The organism is Vibrio spartinae (assembly GCF_024347135.1).
Taxonomy (GTDB): Bacteria; Pseudomonadota; Gammaproteobacteria; order Enterobacterales; family Vibrionaceae; genus Vibrio; species Vibrio spartinae.
Map to the genome: position 1 here is coordinate 116,641 of NZ_AP024908.1, position 15,324 is coordinate 131,964.

Genomic DNA, 15,324 nt, shown 5'->3' on the forward strand with positions numbered 1-15,324 from the left:
TACTAAATGCTAGGTGTGATAGGTCTTCGACAAATAGGCTGAACAGTATAACGCTTACCTTGCTGACAGGCGTTGGGTTGAGCGACTTGGAATAAGTCACCTCAATAAAAAACCACACTGAAAGATATTGACTCTCTCAGCATGGTTTTCGGTGTACTTATCGCTTTCGCTTTTATTGAAACATCATCCATACGGATATGATATGACAATCACCATCCGGTTACTTGGAATCCGGTTACTTGGTTAAACCCAAAGCTTCATTCATCACGTGGAAGATATAGTTTTGTTCTACAGCACCCTGAAAAAGATAAGCTTCAGGGCCGCGGGCAAAAATAGCAACATCTTCACCTGAGTGGGTCTCAGAGGACAGTCTCACCAGCGATTGCTGTCTGTAGTCTAGACCCAAGACTTCTTTTTCTGTGGGATTCGAACGCGCACCTTTGACAGCACCCGGGCCATTGCCGTATGACAGCGTTGTATAACGTTTACCGTAATCATCGACGTTGTACTGACCATTTCTCTTTGACAGACCGAGAATCGGGTTGCCACGATCAGCATAACCATTTGAAATCAAAGTATGTGCATGGTCTGCAGTCACAATGATAAGCGTATCTTCAGGGTTGGTTTTGTCTAATGCGGCTTTGATTGCATCATCATAAGCAACGGTATCAATCAGTGCTCGGGCTGCATTGCCAGCATGGTGGGCGTGATCGATGCGTCCGGCCTCAACCATGAGCAGATAACCCTCTTTATTTTGGGACAGGATATCAATCGCTTTTGAGGTCATTTCTGCAACGGATGGCTCACCGTCTCTACGGTCAGCTTCGTACTTCATATGGCTACTTTCAAACAGGCCAAAGGCTTGTTTGGTATGACCATTCAGTGTGTCAAACCCTGTTTTGTCATCGACGTACTTGGCATCTGGGTGTTTTGCCTGCCATTCCGAAATCAGGTTACGACCGTCTTTGCGTTTGCCTTTCTTACCCTCTGGACCAACGGTTGTGGACGGTAAGAACTCACGACGTCCGCCACCGAAGACAACATCCATACCTTGACCACCGTTGAAATTGATCAACTGCTGCGCGATATCAATACAACCTTGGTTTTTAGCAATATTTGGGAGTTTCGAGTCATTTTCCCAGTTACGATCGGCTGAATGAGCGTAAGTGGTTGCTGGTGTTGCGTGCGTAATGCGTGCCGTTGAAACCACACCAACGGACAGTCCTTTCTCCGCCGCCATTTCCCAAGCTGTTTTGGCTTCGTGGCCGATTTGGGTATTACAAAAGCCTCTTTGAACGTTGTCATCAACGCTGATAATACCTTGTTTGGTTTTAACACCGGTGACCATTGCACTTGCTGTACCTGCTGAATCAGGCGTTTGGGCATCCGTATTGTAAGTTTTAGAAAGCGCGACATAAGGCAACTGTTCCATTGCAAGCTGATACTCTTCGCCTTGCATACCGCGACGCTGTCCCTCATAAATTCGAGCAGCGGTGATTGTACCGACACTCATGCCGTCACCAACGAATAGGATGACATTTTTAGCCGGTTTCGCGATGGGCTTATTCGCTTTTGCTTTGGCAATTTGTTGCTGAGCCTGAACAAACCAAGCATCGTTTTTTTGCGGTGTATTCATTTGAGACATTTCACCGGTTGATGTACAACCGACAAGTGACGCCATCAGTCCACTGGCTAATAATAGATGGTTATTTTTCACAAAAATTCTCCGTGTTTTCTTTTTTATAATATCCACTGATACCACATTGAGATTCGTCTTCTATTAACACTGAAAAACATGAATCATTTGTGAATAAATCATTAAACTTTTGTGTGGCTATATTTTTTATCGGTTGATTCAGTATATTGAAGGCAAGAGAAATCAGTCCTTAAAATAAAGTTTTGGATGAATTTATGATTGAAAGAAATGCGGTTTGGTTTTTATTTTTCTTGATTGGGTTAGGCTTACTGTCTGATAGTGTCAGTGCGCAGACTCAGCAACAATCAGTCGTGACGTTATCATGGGAAGACTTAATTCCCAAGGGGGAACGACATCCCGATCCCCCCGTTCGCGCGACCCCCATTGACCATGACAATGATACCCCGCCACAGTTGAAAATTGGTGGTGTTCGCCACGATCTGGATGGAAAAATAGTGAAAATCCCCGGATTTGTTATTCCGCTGGAGGGCGACGATAAAACAGTGACGGAGTTTCTGCTGGTCCCATTTCTCGGCGCATGTATTCATGTGCCGCCGCCGCCGCCGAATCAGATCATTTATGTCAAATTTGAGCATGGGGCGCCGATCCGGCAATTATGGGATATTGTTTATGTTGTCGGTCAGCTCAAAACAGAAACAATGAATCTGGATTTGGGAGAAACGGGCTACGTGTTGTATGGGCAAGATCTTGACGATTATGAGTCAGACAATCGTGGATGAAGAACGAAGAGGACCAGAATTAAGCGGGCAATCTGCTGGTCTAATGACCAATTTTCTATTTTGACGATAGCGAGTTGGGACGTAGGTGACAAATCTGTATGTTGATGAATAGGTAACGCTATGAAGCGAAGGTTGTTTTGGTTATCCTAAGCCCTGAATCGGAGTTGGATGGAGGTCACGATGGCGAAGGATTGGGATGAACTCGCTACGGCTTGGGAATCTGATCAGGTCAATAGAGAGCTGACAGAAAAAGTATTTGCTGAATTAACGAAGAATATTCATTTGGAAGGCAAACACATTCTGGATTTCGGGTGTGGAACTGGCTTGTTAAGTGAGTTGATGTCGCCACAAGCTCGCTCGATTATTGCATTGGATTCATCAGAGTCCATGATCGAAGAGCTCGATAGAAAAGAACTGACAAATGTTGAGCCTGTTGTTGACGCTTTGACGAGAGGGCTCGTTGCTCAGCATCCAGCTTTTCGTAAACAGTTTGATTTGGTGGTTGCCGTCTCTGTGTGTGAATTTTTACCTCATTTGGCGGAATCTTTAGAGATTATTTACTCGCTGCTCAATCAGGGGAGTACATTTATTCACTGGGACTGGATCATTGATGATGAAGACCGCACATCGGGCTTAGGGATGGTTGAAATGCAGGATGAGTTAATTCAGGCTGGTTTTACTCATGTGAACGTCGCTCAGGTGTTTAAGATTAAAACAGCGCAAGGCGCCATGTCTGTCATGATGGGGATTGCGGTTAAATAATTTATTGTTACAACTCGACACGTTTCAATTGTCATTTCAATTCTCGTTTTAGAAAACAGCGCCATTTCATTGAGGCGCTGTTTTTTTATGCTTTCTTTTGCTTCAGTTTTCTCCCTTAAGCTTTTCTTAAGTTTCCTACCTTATTCTGATTTCAGGTCTTCAAGAGGGTTGAATGATGCAAGCAGCTCTGCGTAATGCTTCAATGACATTAGAGATAATTAGTGAGACGCACCCTATGCGTCATCAGGTTGAACGGTATATAGCCGAAAGATATTCATATGCATTTGATGCCAATATCGAGCAATTCATGCCACTGTTTTTAGCGTTGTTACAGGGAGAGGACATTCAGTCAATTTGTGGTTATCGAGCCGCCTCTGAAGCACCGTTATTTCTGGAGCAATATTTGGACTTGGCTGCTGAAAAGGCAGTTTCTGAGGCTTTTGCACAGACCATCGAGCGTACGACGCTGATTGAGTTCGGGCAACTTGCTTCGTTTTCCAAAGGGTTATCACCATTTCATTTTTATCTGATTGCCCAACGCTTGGTTGAGATGGGATATCAGTGGTGTATCTGTACGGTTACGGATCCGCTTTACGCCCTAATGAAGCGCTTAGGACTGAACCCAGTCGTGATTGCTCAAGCGGATGCTCGAAGAGTCGATCATGCCGCTCAGTGGGGACGTTACTATCAGCTTCGTCCCCGAATTGTCGCTGGCGATCTGCAACAAAGTCTGGCTCATTTGAAGCGTTATTGGTTGACTAAAGGTATCTGTACAGAATGAGGCATTATCAATGAGTGAAAGTATATTATCTGCATTATTTTCTCATGCGAGTCAGCGTCCGGATGCCATTGCATTTATCGGCCAGAATGCACTTGGTGAACCTGAGACACTGACGTTTCAACAACTGTCTGAACAGGTTCTTCACTATGCTGATGTGTTCAGCGAATTACAGTCACGTTGCATCGCCATTTATGCAGAGAACAGTTTGTCCTGGCTGATTGCGGATTTAGCCGCAATGTATGCACAAATTCCTTGTGTGCCGCTGCCTAAATTTTTTAGCCCTGCTCAGATTGAACACGTTCTTTCTCAAACGGGGACAGACACGCTTATCTATGATCAGCCTTTGCAGGGATTTGAGCCTTGCGGTGAACTGCAAGAGTGCGCCATTGGGCGGCGCGCTGAATTCAACAATGAGTCTGAACATTCTCATTGTGTTCACGGGGGAATTCTTCCGGGAACCGTCAAAATTACGTTTACCTCGGGTTCAACCGGGCAACCCAAGGGGGTGTGTTTGAGTCAGCAGAGTCTCGATCAGGTGACATCGAGTCTGGCGCAGGCGATGGCCAAACAGAGTGGCTTAGAAAAACATCTGGTGATGTTGCCACTGTCCACTTTGCTGGAAAATATCACGGGCGTGTATGTCCCCTTAGTGCTTGGTTTAACATCGGTGGTGTTGAATGGTGCATCTGTCGGGCTTCAGGGCTCTAGCCAGTTTTCTCCGGAGCAATTTGCAGGCGCATTAATGAAATACCAGCCTCATTCGCTGGTACTGACACCGGCGTTGTTACACGCGTTGATCGCTGTGACTCGCCATGTTCCCCAACTCGCCGGGTCGCTTCAGTTTATCGCTGTCGGTGGTGCCAGAGTCACCCCACAAACATTGGTTGAAGCCCATCGCTTAGGATTGCCGGTGTATGAGGGATACGGATTATCTGAATGTGGCTCGGTGGTCAGTCTGAATACGCCGGATGCCAATCGCCCCGGAACCGCAGGAAAAATTTTGCCCCATGCTGAAGTGCGGATCACGGATGATGGTGAGATTCTCGTCAGAGGCGCTGTTGCACTTGGATATATCAATCAGCCTTTGGCTTCAGAATGGGTCGCGACCGGAGATCTGGGGCATGTTGATGAGCGCGGCTTTTTATCGGTTCAGGGGAGAAAGAAAAATCAGATTATTACTGGATTTGGCCGCAATATTTCTCCTGAATGGATTGAATCAGAAAGCCAGCAATGGGATGCTCTGCGAAGTTTGATTGTTGTCGGTGAAGCAAAGGACCGGCTCATGGGGGTTGTTCTGTCTCAGGATGTGGAAAAAGTGACGACTGCGATTGCCGCGTTGAATTGTCAGTTGCCTGATTATGCGCATATTTGTCAGGTGATATTGGTTTTGTCACCGCAAGAATACCGAGCATTGCTGACAGCAAATGGGCGCCCTAAACGACATCTGGTTGAAGAACAGGTGGACTTGTGGTGCGGCAATATTGCGTCTTTTCAGAATATGATAAAGCGAATTGATATTTAATTTTAACATTGATTGTGGAGTAGAACAGATGAGTGATTTTTTTAATCAGTTACAACAAGCAACCCAGCCTGCCCGTGAGACGATGTTGTCTGCACCGATTATCGCTGCATGTCATCAGGGCAACATTAATCTGGCTCAGTATCAGGCATTTCTGACCCAGGCATACCATCATGTGAAACATACGGTGCCATTGCTCATGGCATGTGGGGCTCGCCTCGGCGAAGAGAAAGAATGGTTGCGGACTGCGATTGCCGAATATATTGAAGAGGAAATCGGTCACCATGAGTGGATTTTGAATGATATTGACGCTTGCGGTGGTTCTGCCGATGATGTGCGTCACAATCTGAATGATGGTGCGGTTTGTTCAGCGATTGAATTGATGGTCGCTTATTTATATCACCAGATTGACCGAGGCCATCCGCTGGCTTTATTCGGTATGGTTTGGGTCTTGGAAGGGACAAGTGTTGGTATCGGTGGGCAGGTTGCTCAACAGGTTAAGCAAACGCTCAATTTGCAAGATGATGCATTGACTTATCTGACTTCTCATAGTGAACTTGATCAGGAGCATATTCAGTTTTTTGCCCGCCTGATGGGTCAGATCACCGACCCGGATGAGCAGCAAGTGATTATCCGTTCTGCCAATATGGTATTTCAGCTGTACGGACAAATGCTACAGACGCTAACCCAATAAACGGCAATCAATTGTCGTCAAGGAGCAACAGGTTATGAGAGCGAGTATAAGAAAGCGGATAATGACAGCATGCTGCCTTTTGATCGGGTCATCATCCGTATGGGCAAGTGGTGCTGACCCACTGGTCACGATTCAGAAAAAGTGGGCCGAGTGCCAGTATCAATCAAAGGATGAGGATCAGCAAGTTTACTGTCTGGAGAATCTGGTTAAATTGAGTGACAGCTCGCTTCAACATGCCCCGGATCGCAATGATTTAAAAATCTGGCTGGCAATTAGTAAGAGTTCACTGGCGGGCGCAGATGGTGGATTAGGTGGCCTCTCTTTGGCAAAACAAGCGAGAGCCTTGCTGGAAGACGTAGTAAAAACAGCACCAGAGACATTAGACGGGTCAGCATATGTCACATTAGGAACGCTGTACTATAAAGTGCCGGGATGGCCCGTTGGGTTTGGCGATGATGACAAGGCTGAAGAGATGCTCAAAAAGGCTTTGAAATATAATCCGAATGGGATTGATCCCAACTATTTTTATGCTGATTTTCTGGCGGAAGATGGGCGTAAAGCTGAAGCGATTAAATATCTGAAACGTGCGGCGGTGGCACCGGCAAGAGAAACGAGACCGCTCGCTGATCAGGGACGGATGGCCGAAGTTCAGCGACGTTTAAAAGAGTTAGGTGCTCAATGAGACTATTGCTCGTCGAAGATGATGTGTTATTAGGAGAGTCGATGGTGACGGCATTGCATCGTCATGGTTACACCGTTGACTGGCTTGAACGGGGTTCCGGTGTTGTGACTGCTCTGAAAACAGAGCAGTTTACGGCGATTATTCTTGATCTCATGCTGCCTGATATTGGTGGATTTGAGGTTCTGAAAGCGGTGCGGCGTGCGGGATATTCACTACCGATTATGATTTTAACCGCGCGTGATGAAATTCAAGATCGCGTGAAAGGATTAGATGGCGGCGCTGATGATTATCTGGTGAAGCCATTTGCATTAGAAGAATTACTGGCCCGTTTACGCGTGATGATTCGGCGACTCTCCGGTGCAACTGATAGTCAGGTGGAAGTCGGTGATTTAGTGTTGTCTCTGGACAGACAGGTTGTATTGTACCAAGGACAGGCACTGAAGCTGACCAACAATGAATTTAAGCTGCTGGCATCGCTGATGAATCAGGCTGGACGGGTCATGAGTAAAGAGCAACTTCAGCAGTCGTTACACGGTTGGGATGAAGGCAGCAGTGATAATGCGATTGAAGTGCACATCCATAATTTGCGCAAAAAAGTCCCGGGCAATGTGATAAAAAACATTCGTGGTGTAGGATATATCATTGAAAAGTATTAAAAAAATATATTCTATAAAAAAGCGTATTACGTTGTCGATGATTGCGCTCTCTTCGGTGTTTATTCTTGTTTCTCTGTTTTTCAGCTATAGCTCATCACACCATGAGATTCTGGAAGTCTATGATGCGCGGTTGGGACAGACGGCCAAGCTCTTTTTATTAAGTCTGCCGGATTCCGGTACGCTAAAAGTGAACTCTGAAAATGTCAGACAGCTAGACAGCTGGATGCAAAATATCCGGGATGCGCATAGTGATGATAAAGCAACCGCTTATGGGCATCCCTATGAACAAAAATTACTGATTCAGTTGTATCGGGATGGCAAAGTCGTCTGGGGATCGCACCTGCGTAATCATGTGATCGTGCATGATCCGACTTATTCCGGGTTTGGCTATGTTGATGTCGCCGGCAAGCAGTGGCGGTATTTTCAACTTCCCTTGAAGCGATATAATTCGCAGCATTCCGAGTACATTATTGTTGCGGAGCAGCAAGCGGTCCGGAATGAGATGATTACCGAACTTGCATTTTCCACGGTGGTCCCACAGTTGGTGCTGATCCCATGCTTAGCGCTGGTATTGTACTTTTTGATTGATCGCCATTTTGCTCCGATTACCGAATTACAACAGGCCATTTCCCGACGGAGTGTGAGCAAGCTCGATTCCGTGACGGTCGGGCTTGATACGACCGAGTTGTCATCGTTAGTGACAACTTTAAATCGATTACTTGCTGAACTGGATAGTGCGTGGAAACGAGAAAAACGTTTTACCGGGATGGCGGCTCACGAGTTAAAAACACCATTAGCTGTATTGCGACTGAATGCTGAAAACGCCTTAAACAGTGAGCGTGAAGAGGATTTGCATACCGACTTACACAATATTTTGCGAGGCATTGAACGTTCAGATCGTCTGATTCAACAGTTGCTCACTTTAGCCCGGGTTGAAAACATCCACAGTATGGAACGGGCTGAGATCGATTTGAAACGCTTAGTTCAATATGTCATGGGAGAACTGGCACCGTTGGCGTTGCGAAATAAACAGGAGATATCACTGAGCGGTGATGACTGCCTGATCCCCGGAGATGAATCGTTATTGGGAATTCTACTGAGTAATCTGATTGATAATGCCATTCGCTATGCTGGTGAGGGGCAACAGATTACGGTGACGCTGAAAGATTTGCCGGATAGGGTGCAGGTTTATGTCACCGACACCGGCGAAGATCTTACTGCTGAAGCGCGTGAAAAATTGTTTGAAAGTTTTTATCGCTCAAATCGGGAAAGAGGTGATGGCGCAGGATTGGGGCTTGCGATTACAAGAGATATCGTCAAGCTGCATTATGGAACGGTTGAACTGCTGCCCCGAGAGAATCAGGCAAATACATTTTTGGTGTCATTCATGAAAAATCAGCATGAGCTTTAGCCTTCTTGGTCAAAAGCAGTCACAAGAGACAGAATCATAAAAGGAACATGGGGTATGGATTTGAAGCGTAAACGTATTTTGTTAACCGGAGCTTCAGGCGGTATTGGTCAGGCGATGGCGACGGAGCTGGCATCTGCGGGTGCGCATCTGTTTTTAGTCGGACGACATCACGAGAAGTTAGAAGCAGTCAGAGCCACTCTGGCTGAGCCGGAAAAACATGTGGTGTTTTCTGCCGATCTCACCTGCGAAGCGGATCTGGAACGACTCAATCATACCGGCAATCAGTTCAATCAGTCTGGTGAGGGAATCGACATCGTGATTAATAACGCGGGGGTGAATGAATTTAACTTTCTTGCCAGTCGCACCATTGCGTCTGTACAGCAGGAACTGAATGTGAATCTGTTAGCACCGATGTTAGTCAGCAAAATGGCGCTGAATTGGTTGAACCGCCCGGGCATTATTTTGAATATCGGTTCGGCATTCGGGAGCATCGGTTATCCGGGCTATACCGTTTACTGTGGCGCCAAAGCGGGAATGTACCGGTTTAGTGAAGCGCTGGATCGCGAATTGGATGGCTCTGGGATTCGGGTACTGTATGTCGCGCCCCGGGCAACGGATACTGATTTAAATTCATCGCTGGTAAAACAGATGAATCAGGAACTCGGAAACCGCAGTGACTCGCCACAGGTCGTTGCAAAACAGGTCATCGAGTCCTTAAAACATGAAACAACATCTCGTTGGATTGGTTGGCCGGAGAAACTGTTTGTCCGGGTGAACCAGATTTTCCCCGCCATTGTCGCTCAGTCAATTCGCCGCCAGCAAGCGAAAATCCATCATTTCATTGGTCTTATTCATCCTGAAAAATGATGGCAAAAATACAAATACAAACAGACAGACATTGAAGACGAGTTTTGAATGTTGGGGCTGACCATCGGTAAAATTTTGTTCCATATCGCGGTCACGTTCATCGCACTCTGTGGTATTTTTTTGCGAAATAATTGCTCACCAAGGGTGATAAACGTTCCATTTTTACAGTAACTCATTATTATGTATACCTAGTTTGTGGGAATACCTCAGGCGCAGCCCCCTTTTATTGATAAACAAGGAGTCCAACGCGGATGGGCGAATTGATACAACAAGGCGTGTCTGGCTCTTTGATTGGCGTGGCCATTTTTTACCTGCTCAGCTCATTGCTCGTCAAACAGTGGGTTCGTATTGATATTTACCAACTGCTCCTATTCATGGCCGTTGCGTTTCTTGTGGCTATTGTTTGTGAGGTTGGTCTTGGTAAGCTGTATTATCTCGTCATGGGCAAACCACTCTGGCAGTATCATGTCTGGCCCATTCACGATGGTTACACCTCAGCACTGAATTTCATCATTTGGCCAGTATATGGCTTTTACCAATACTGCTTTCATCATGTGCTGACCCGCAAAAACCTGCACTTACGCCCCTATTGGCTCATGGGTCTGGTATCCGGTCTCGATGGGCCGATACTGGAGATTCTTGCCAATGGCTTTTTCTTACTGTTTTATCAGACCTTCTACTTCTATTATTTACCTGAGGACATGAGACACTTCACTTCGATCCAAGTTGTGCCCTTGTACATGATTATGGGCGTGATTCTTACGGTGGTACTCAAGCAACTACGAGAGCGTCCCCCGAGTTGGCTATACCCGATTGTATTTTACTCTGCGGGTGCTGCTTTTATTTTCATCGGCTAATCAGTAAAAATTAAAATCATCTTGGATAACCGGAAGTGGAACTTTGCGTTGTTTGAGTATGTTGATCTGACGTTTTGACCATTGGCGCTCAGTCGATTCGTCGCCAGCCAGCCAGAATCCATCATTTCATTGGTCTTATTTATTCAGGAAAATGATGAAAAAATACAATAAATTCTTAAATTAATGAATTGGTGTGAATTGCACACAATGTCACAACTGTTTTTTGTTTGGTGGGATTTTTTTGACGCAAGTCACATATTTTTTGTAAGAAGTCACGTTTAATAGCTCAACTGCTTGAGAAAGATTAAAGCTGATAACGTCAGTTGCAAGTATCAGTAACAAGCGCGGTGACTAACAACGCTGGCTGAAACGAAAAAAAATATAATAAAGTATGAATAAGGGCCTGTCTGAGACAGGCCCTTATTCATTCTAGCGCAAAGGAATATAGTGGATTATTTGCTGTGTTCTGGTTGTGACCACATGCCCTCCTTCTGATGCCAGTAGGCTCGATAATAATCCTCACCTGAATCATGCCAAAAACCGAGCGGTTGATTAGGAAAACTGTTCGTGCATCTTAGATTTTGTTCCTCAATCAGGACATGACATCCTAATGCGGGTGTCGTGCTGTACTGCCTGTCCACATAAGCTCCTGTGTCCACATAATCCCTGTCCACATCAGCCATTGGGTGGCCGATCAAGAAAGAACCGGCAATATCTTCTTCTTGAGATGCAGGAATCACACATATGTCGGGTTGAATATAGGAATAGATGTATTCGAATGGGGGCGGATAGTTGATAGCACCGCTGACGATTAGTGCCTGTAAAGACTCCATGGCATAGACGTGCCCCGGAGAAAACACTTGTTCCCGTAGATGATCCAGATAGGCAGAAGACATATGGATGATGTTACTTTGTGATTCTTCTGCCAGCGACCATAGTGCATGCATATTGGGGAAGAAGGGGGCACCGTCGTAAAATACGAGGGTTGCTCCACTGGCCAGTGCTGACGTATGCCAGATCAAGGCCGTGCTACTGCATGAGCAATGGCTGAGCAGGCGAGTGCCTGGCTGAATATTACAATGGAGTTGGTGCTCTTTTAAATGATTGAGAATGATGCCCCCGACACGATGGACGACTCGCTCGTTCTTGCCTGAAGGTTGCTGATGGTGATGAATGAAGAGCGGATCATTAAAGCCGACCCGTTCATAGTTGATTCCTCTGGATAGATAACTGGCCAGAATTGCCTGCCAGTCTGAAAATGTATCGACATAGTTAGATGAAAACTGCGGGGTTTGCAGGTATTCGATCTGACATGTATTGAGCAAACTTGTCAGATGATCAACCAGCTTTCGATTATTCTCTTCTGTGTTGATGGTCGCACCGGCTCGGTTATACCCATTGCTACAGAATAATACTTTGGGGTGCAGTGGTTGAAAACACGCCATAGTGGTTTGGATATCAGTATCTTCCGGAGAGAGAGAAGACCAGATTGCGCCCAGACTGGTGACTGCCAGCAGAGCCACAATGGTTTCAGGGATATGGGGGAGATAGCCAACCACGACATCCCCTCGCTCGACACCGTTTTGAGTCAGCCATTGCTGGACGAGTGAAACTTGATCGCACAGTTGTTGCCAAGTCTGCGTTTTTGTCTGACCGTTTTCATTTTTAAACCAGAGTGCAATGGCATCAGGCTCCTGAAATGCATAGGAGAGTAAATTTTCAGCATAATTGAGCTGTGCCTGAGGAAACCAGATCGTATCTCGGGCCGCGATGAACTTCTCCCATTTGGTAACGGATTCGCCGAAGACGCAATCTCCCCGGAATCCGATGACATCACAGTATTGCCATACTTCCAGCCAGAATTGTTTACTGTGAGTCACCGACCACTGATGCAGTTGCTCAAAACCTTCAAGCGCTTCACCTTGCATGTTGATGTGCTCAATAAATTGGTAAAGGTTTGATGAACGAATCGATTCAGGACTCGGTGTCCATAATTGAGCATCATTTGCCATAGTTATATCTCGTTGTCGTATACAGAACAGATAAGTTAATTGGCGGTACTTACCATACTTATTGCTAGATCAACGGAATCATTCTGATGAGTACATTCATACCCAGAGACATCATCTGAAGATACATATCTAAAGTCTTGTAAGATTTGGTGAAAACGTCAAATAAGAAAGTGTTATTGGCGGCGCTGAATCACGAATAAAGTGAGGTGTCTGACAAAATCCAGATAAAAAAATAGCCAGCCACAATATTGTGTGACTGGCCGTAATTTATTGTGAACAAGTATTCATTCACTAACAACGTCAGTTGGCTAGGTGACCCTCGGCTTAAGAAGGGTCGCTTAGAATAAAGCATGAAGCGTGCCAACTACAAAATACCGTTATTTTGTGCGTTTTGTAGGCAAATTAAGTCATATGAGCTCTGTTTTTTGCATATCGCAAGTGCAAAATGCAAATGGCGAACAAAATGCTAGTGATACCGTTATCATATTAATGTTAGAAAAATGTCATATGAATTAAAAAATATTTTGTTATACATCTAAATATTTGACGTCTTAAGTTATATGGTGGGCTTTATATTTTTATTGATTTAAATCAGATAATTAGATTTTTTATGGCTGTTTTTGTCTAAAATTACGCTTGAAATAAGCACAAATCATATGTTAGTGTTTTGGAAAATTAATTAGAGTTCAAAATAATTAGGCATTATCATGATCACCAACATACCATGGTCAGAAATGGCTAGAGCGACACTAGAGCGAAATCGTTCGCAGTGGATTTTTAGAACCCCGATTCGTTCAGATGGTCAGCGGATTCACGAATTAGTCAGTTTGTGTCCACCATTGGATGAAAATTCTGCATATTGTAATTTTTTACAGTCAATTCATTTCCAAAAAACGTGCATTCTTGCTGAACAGCAAGATGATATTTTGGGATTTATTTCTGCTTATCGTAAACCGGACAAGCCTTCAGAGCTGTTTATCTGGCAGGTTGCTGTACATCCGTCTGCCCGAGGGAAAGGTTTAGCTTTTGATATGTTAAAGCAGCTGATTTCTCAGGAGAACTTACAGGATATCGAAGCGATAGAGACCACGATTACCAGAGATAATCAGGGCTCTTGGAACCTATTTAAGAAATTCGACCGTGCTAACGGTCTGCAAGGGCAGGTTTCAACGTTTCTTGATGAGACGCGACATTTCGATGGACAACATGAAACGGAATATCTGTACCGCATTCCGTTTGAGTCAATCCCACAGACGTAGTGACGACTAAACGTAAGTATTTACTGAAGTGACAAGTACACTCCAGCGATTGCTGTTGTCTGCTTGCCCAATTTACCCAATTCATACATAGCAAATTCAAACAAAGGAAATGTATTCAATTATGAATATTTTCAACGAGAAAGAGTCAAACGTACAATCGTATGCTAATCACTTCCCTGTCGTGTTCGCGACCGCAAAAGGGAGCTGTCTGTATTCCGAACGTGGTGACCGCTATCTTGATTTCTTAGCCGGTGCCGGTGCATTAAATTACGGTCATAACAATGCCATTTTGAAACAGGCATTGCTGGATTATATCGACCGGGATGGTGTCACGCATGGTCTGGATATGTACTCTCAGGCTAAGGCCGAATTTTTACAAGCATTTGAGCACCACATTCTTCGACCACGTATGCTGGATTATAAAGTTCAGTTTACCGGACCAACAGGCACCAATGCGGTTGAAGCTGCATTAAAACTGGCTCGTAAAGTCACCGGTCGCAGTAATGTTGTCGCCTTTACCAATGGTTTTCATGGTTGTTCGTATGGTGCGCTTGCCGCGACCGGCAATCAGCATCACCGCGGTGCAGCAGGACTACATTTACATGGCATTCAACGTCTGCCTTATGACGGATATGCGGGACAAGACGGCTTGAAATTGTTTGAAACTATGTTAACCGATGGTTCTTCAGGAATGGATAAACCCGCTGCCGTACTGGTTGAGACCGTACAGGGAGAAGGGGGGCTCAACGTGGCTTCCGAGAGCTGGTTACAACGTTTGAATACGCTTTGTAAACGCCACAAAATTTTGTTGATTGTCGATGACATCCAAGCCGGATGTGGCCGTACAGGCACCTTCTTTAGCTTTGAATCTGCCGGTATTACCCCCGATATTGTGACGTTATCGAAATCAATCAGTGGTTACGGTCTGCCGATGTCACTGGTACTGATGAAACCAGAGCTGGATATTTGGGAATCCGGTGAGCATAACGGGACATTCCGTGGTAACAACCATGCGTTTGTGACCGCAACCAAAGCCATTGAAACCTATTGGACCAACCATGATCTTGAGCATCACATTGGTGAGTGTGCTCAAGTGGTCACTAACATGATCGAGAAAATGATCCGTCGATATCCAGAGTTGCTTTCACACCGTAAAGGGCGTGGATTGATGCAGGGGGTGGCGTGTACTTCCGGTGAAGTGGCCGAAAAAATCGCCCGGGAATGTTTCAATCAGAGCATGATCATCGAAACTGCTGGTCCTGACGGTGAAGTTCTGAAGTTCTTCTGTCCATTGACAATCAGCTCCGACGAGCTGCAAGAAGGACTGGATATTTTTCAGCGTGCGACAGAGACCGTGGCACCGCAATACATCAAAAAAGCATCTTAAG

The 15,324-nt window shown here is 45.4% G+C and carries 14 protein-coding genes; 12 read left to right on the forward strand and 2 right to left on the reverse strand.

The window, feature by feature from the left end:
* Nucleotides 1–235: 235 nt before the first annotated feature.
* Nucleotides 236–1,717 (reverse strand): alkaline phosphatase, encoded by a 1,482-nt coding sequence (locus tag OCU60_RS18295; protein ID WP_074375183.1) that lies wholly within the window; start codon nucleotides 1,715–1,717, stop codon nucleotides 236–238.
* A 194-nt stretch (nucleotides 1,718–1,911) separates the two neighbouring features.
* Between OCU60_RS18295 and OCU60_RS18300 the strand changes: the two genes are divergently transcribed.
* From OCU60_RS18300 to OCU60_RS18345, 10 genes are all read left to right on the forward strand, one after another.
* The gene (locus OCU60_RS18300) at nucleotides 1,912–2,436 is read left to right on the forward strand and encodes a DUF3299 domain-containing protein (RefSeq protein WP_074375184.1); all 525 of its coding nucleotides are present in this window, start codon (nucleotides 1,912–1,914) and stop codon (nucleotides 2,434–2,436) included.
* A gap of 180 nt (nucleotides 2,437–2,616) precedes the next feature.
* Nucleotides 2,617–3,198: a class I SAM-dependent DNA methyltransferase gene (locus OCU60_RS18305; protein WP_074375185.1), complete on the forward strand. Its 582-nt coding sequence runs from the start codon at nucleotides 2,617–2,619 to the stop codon at nucleotides 3,196–3,198.
* A gap of 175 nt (nucleotides 3,199–3,373) precedes the next feature.
* A complete protein-coding gene (locus OCU60_RS18310) occupies nucleotides 3,374–3,979 on the forward strand; it encodes a thermostable hemolysin (protein WP_074375269.1) in 606 nt (201 codons plus the stop codon).
* 10 nt (nucleotides 3,980–3,989) lie between these two features.
* The gene (locus OCU60_RS18315; RefSeq protein WP_074375186.1) at nucleotides 3,990–5,501 is read left to right on the forward strand and encodes an AMP-binding protein; all 1,512 of its coding nucleotides are present in this window, start codon (nucleotides 3,990–3,992) and stop codon (nucleotides 5,499–5,501) included.
* A gap of 28 nt (nucleotides 5,502–5,529) precedes the next feature.
* On the forward strand, nucleotides 5,530–6,192 hold the full coding sequence (locus tag OCU60_RS18320; protein WP_074375187.1) for a TenA family transcriptional regulator: 663 nt from the start codon (nucleotides 5,530–5,532) through the stop codon (nucleotides 6,190–6,192).
* 34 nt (nucleotides 6,193–6,226) lie between these two features.
* Nucleotides 6,227–6,874, forward strand: coding sequence for a tetratricopeptide repeat protein (locus OCU60_RS18325; RefSeq protein ID WP_074375188.1), 648 nt, complete (start codon nucleotides 6,227–6,229; stop codon nucleotides 6,872–6,874).
* On the forward strand, nucleotides 6,871–7,530 hold the full coding sequence (locus tag OCU60_RS18330; RefSeq protein ID WP_074375189.1) for a response regulator: 660 nt from the start codon (nucleotides 6,871–6,873) through the stop codon (nucleotides 7,528–7,530). Before OCU60_RS18325 ends, OCU60_RS18330 begins: the two co-directional genes overlap by 4 nt.
* Nucleotides 7,531–7,567: 37 nt before the next feature.
* Nucleotides 7,568–8,941 (forward strand): sensor histidine kinase, encoded by a 1,374-nt coding sequence (locus OCU60_RS18335; RefSeq protein WP_083602797.1) that lies wholly within the window; start codon nucleotides 7,568–7,570, stop codon nucleotides 8,939–8,941.
* Between the two features lie 54 nt (nucleotides 8,942–8,995).
* Entirely contained in the window at nucleotides 8,996–9,808 is an 813-nt protein-coding gene (locus OCU60_RS18340; RefSeq protein WP_074375191.1) for an SDR family oxidoreductase, read from the forward strand.
* A 251-nt stretch (nucleotides 9,809–10,059) separates the two neighbouring features.
* Nucleotides 10,060–10,665, forward strand: coding sequence for a hypothetical protein (locus OCU60_RS18345; RefSeq protein ID WP_074375192.1), 606 nt, complete (start codon nucleotides 10,060–10,062; stop codon nucleotides 10,663–10,665).
* Between the two features lie 452 nt (nucleotides 10,666–11,117).
* Here OCU60_RS18345 and OCU60_RS18350 read toward each other — a convergent pair whose 3' ends face one another.
* A complete protein-coding gene (locus OCU60_RS18350; protein WP_074375193.1) occupies nucleotides 11,118–12,677 on the reverse strand; it encodes an AMP-binding protein in 1,560 nt (519 codons plus the stop codon).
* Nucleotides 12,678–13,384: 707 nt separating this feature from the next.
* Here OCU60_RS18350 and ectA point away from each other — a divergent pair.
* Both ectA and ectB read left to right on the forward strand, forming a co-directional pair.
* A complete protein-coding gene (gene ectA / locus OCU60_RS18355) occupies nucleotides 13,385–13,936 on the forward strand; it encodes a diaminobutyrate acetyltransferase (RefSeq protein WP_074375194.1) in 552 nt (183 codons plus the stop codon).
* A 121-nt stretch (nucleotides 13,937–14,057) separates the two neighbouring features.
* Nucleotides 14,058–15,323, forward strand: coding sequence for a diaminobutyrate--2-oxoglutarate transaminase (ectB, locus tag OCU60_RS18360; protein ID WP_074375195.1), 1,266 nt, complete (start codon nucleotides 14,058–14,060; stop codon nucleotides 15,321–15,323).
* The last annotated feature ends 1 nt before the right edge of the window (nucleotide 15,324 follow it).

What these genes read in the sequence shown, in the direction of transcription:
- ectA (WP_074375194.1), top strand. Translation starts at nt 13,385, where the DNA reads ATGATCACCAACATACCATGGTCAGAAATGGCTAGAGCGACACTAGAG.
- OCU60_RS18335 (WP_083602797.1), top strand. Translation starts at nt 7,568, where the DNA reads ATGATTGCGCTCTCTTCGGTGTTTATTCTTGTTTCTCTGTTTTTCAGC.
- OCU60_RS18300 (WP_074375184.1), top strand. Translation starts at nt 1,912, where the DNA reads ATGATTGAAAGAAATGCGGTTTGGTTTTTATTTTTCTTGATTGGGTTA.
- ectB (WP_074375195.1), top strand. Translation starts at nt 14,058, where the DNA reads ATGAATATTTTCAACGAGAAAGAGTCAAACGTACAATCGTATGCTAAT.
- OCU60_RS18325 (WP_074375188.1), top strand. Translation starts at nt 6,227, where the DNA reads ATGAGAGCGAGTATAAGAAAGCGGATAATGACAGCATGCTGCCTTTTG.
- OCU60_RS18310 (WP_074375269.1), top strand. Translation starts at nt 3,374, where the DNA reads ATGCAAGCAGCTCTGCGTAATGCTTCAATGACATTAGAGATAATTAGT.
- OCU60_RS18315 (WP_074375186.1), top strand. Translation starts at nt 3,990, where the DNA reads ATGAGTGAAAGTATATTATCTGCATTATTTTCTCATGCGAGTCAGCGT.
- OCU60_RS18330 (WP_074375189.1), top strand. Translation starts at nt 6,871, where the DNA reads ATGAGACTATTGCTCGTCGAAGATGATGTGTTATTAGGAGAGTCGATG.
- OCU60_RS18305 (WP_074375185.1), top strand. Translation starts at nt 2,617, where the DNA reads ATGGCGAAGGATTGGGATGAACTCGCTACGGCTTGGGAATCTGATCAG.
- OCU60_RS18340 (WP_074375191.1), top strand. Translation starts at nt 8,996, where the DNA reads ATGGATTTGAAGCGTAAACGTATTTTGTTAACCGGAGCTTCAGGCGGT.
- OCU60_RS18320 (WP_074375187.1), top strand. Translation starts at nt 5,530, where the DNA reads ATGAGTGATTTTTTTAATCAGTTACAACAAGCAACCCAGCCTGCCCGT.
- OCU60_RS18350 (WP_074375193.1), bottom strand. Translation starts at nt 12,677, where the DNA reads ATGGCAAATGATGCTCAATTATGGACACCGAGTCCTGAATCGATTCGT.
- OCU60_RS18345 (WP_074375192.1), top strand. Translation starts at nt 10,060, where the DNA reads ATGGGCGAATTGATACAACAAGGCGTGTCTGGCTCTTTGATTGGCGTG.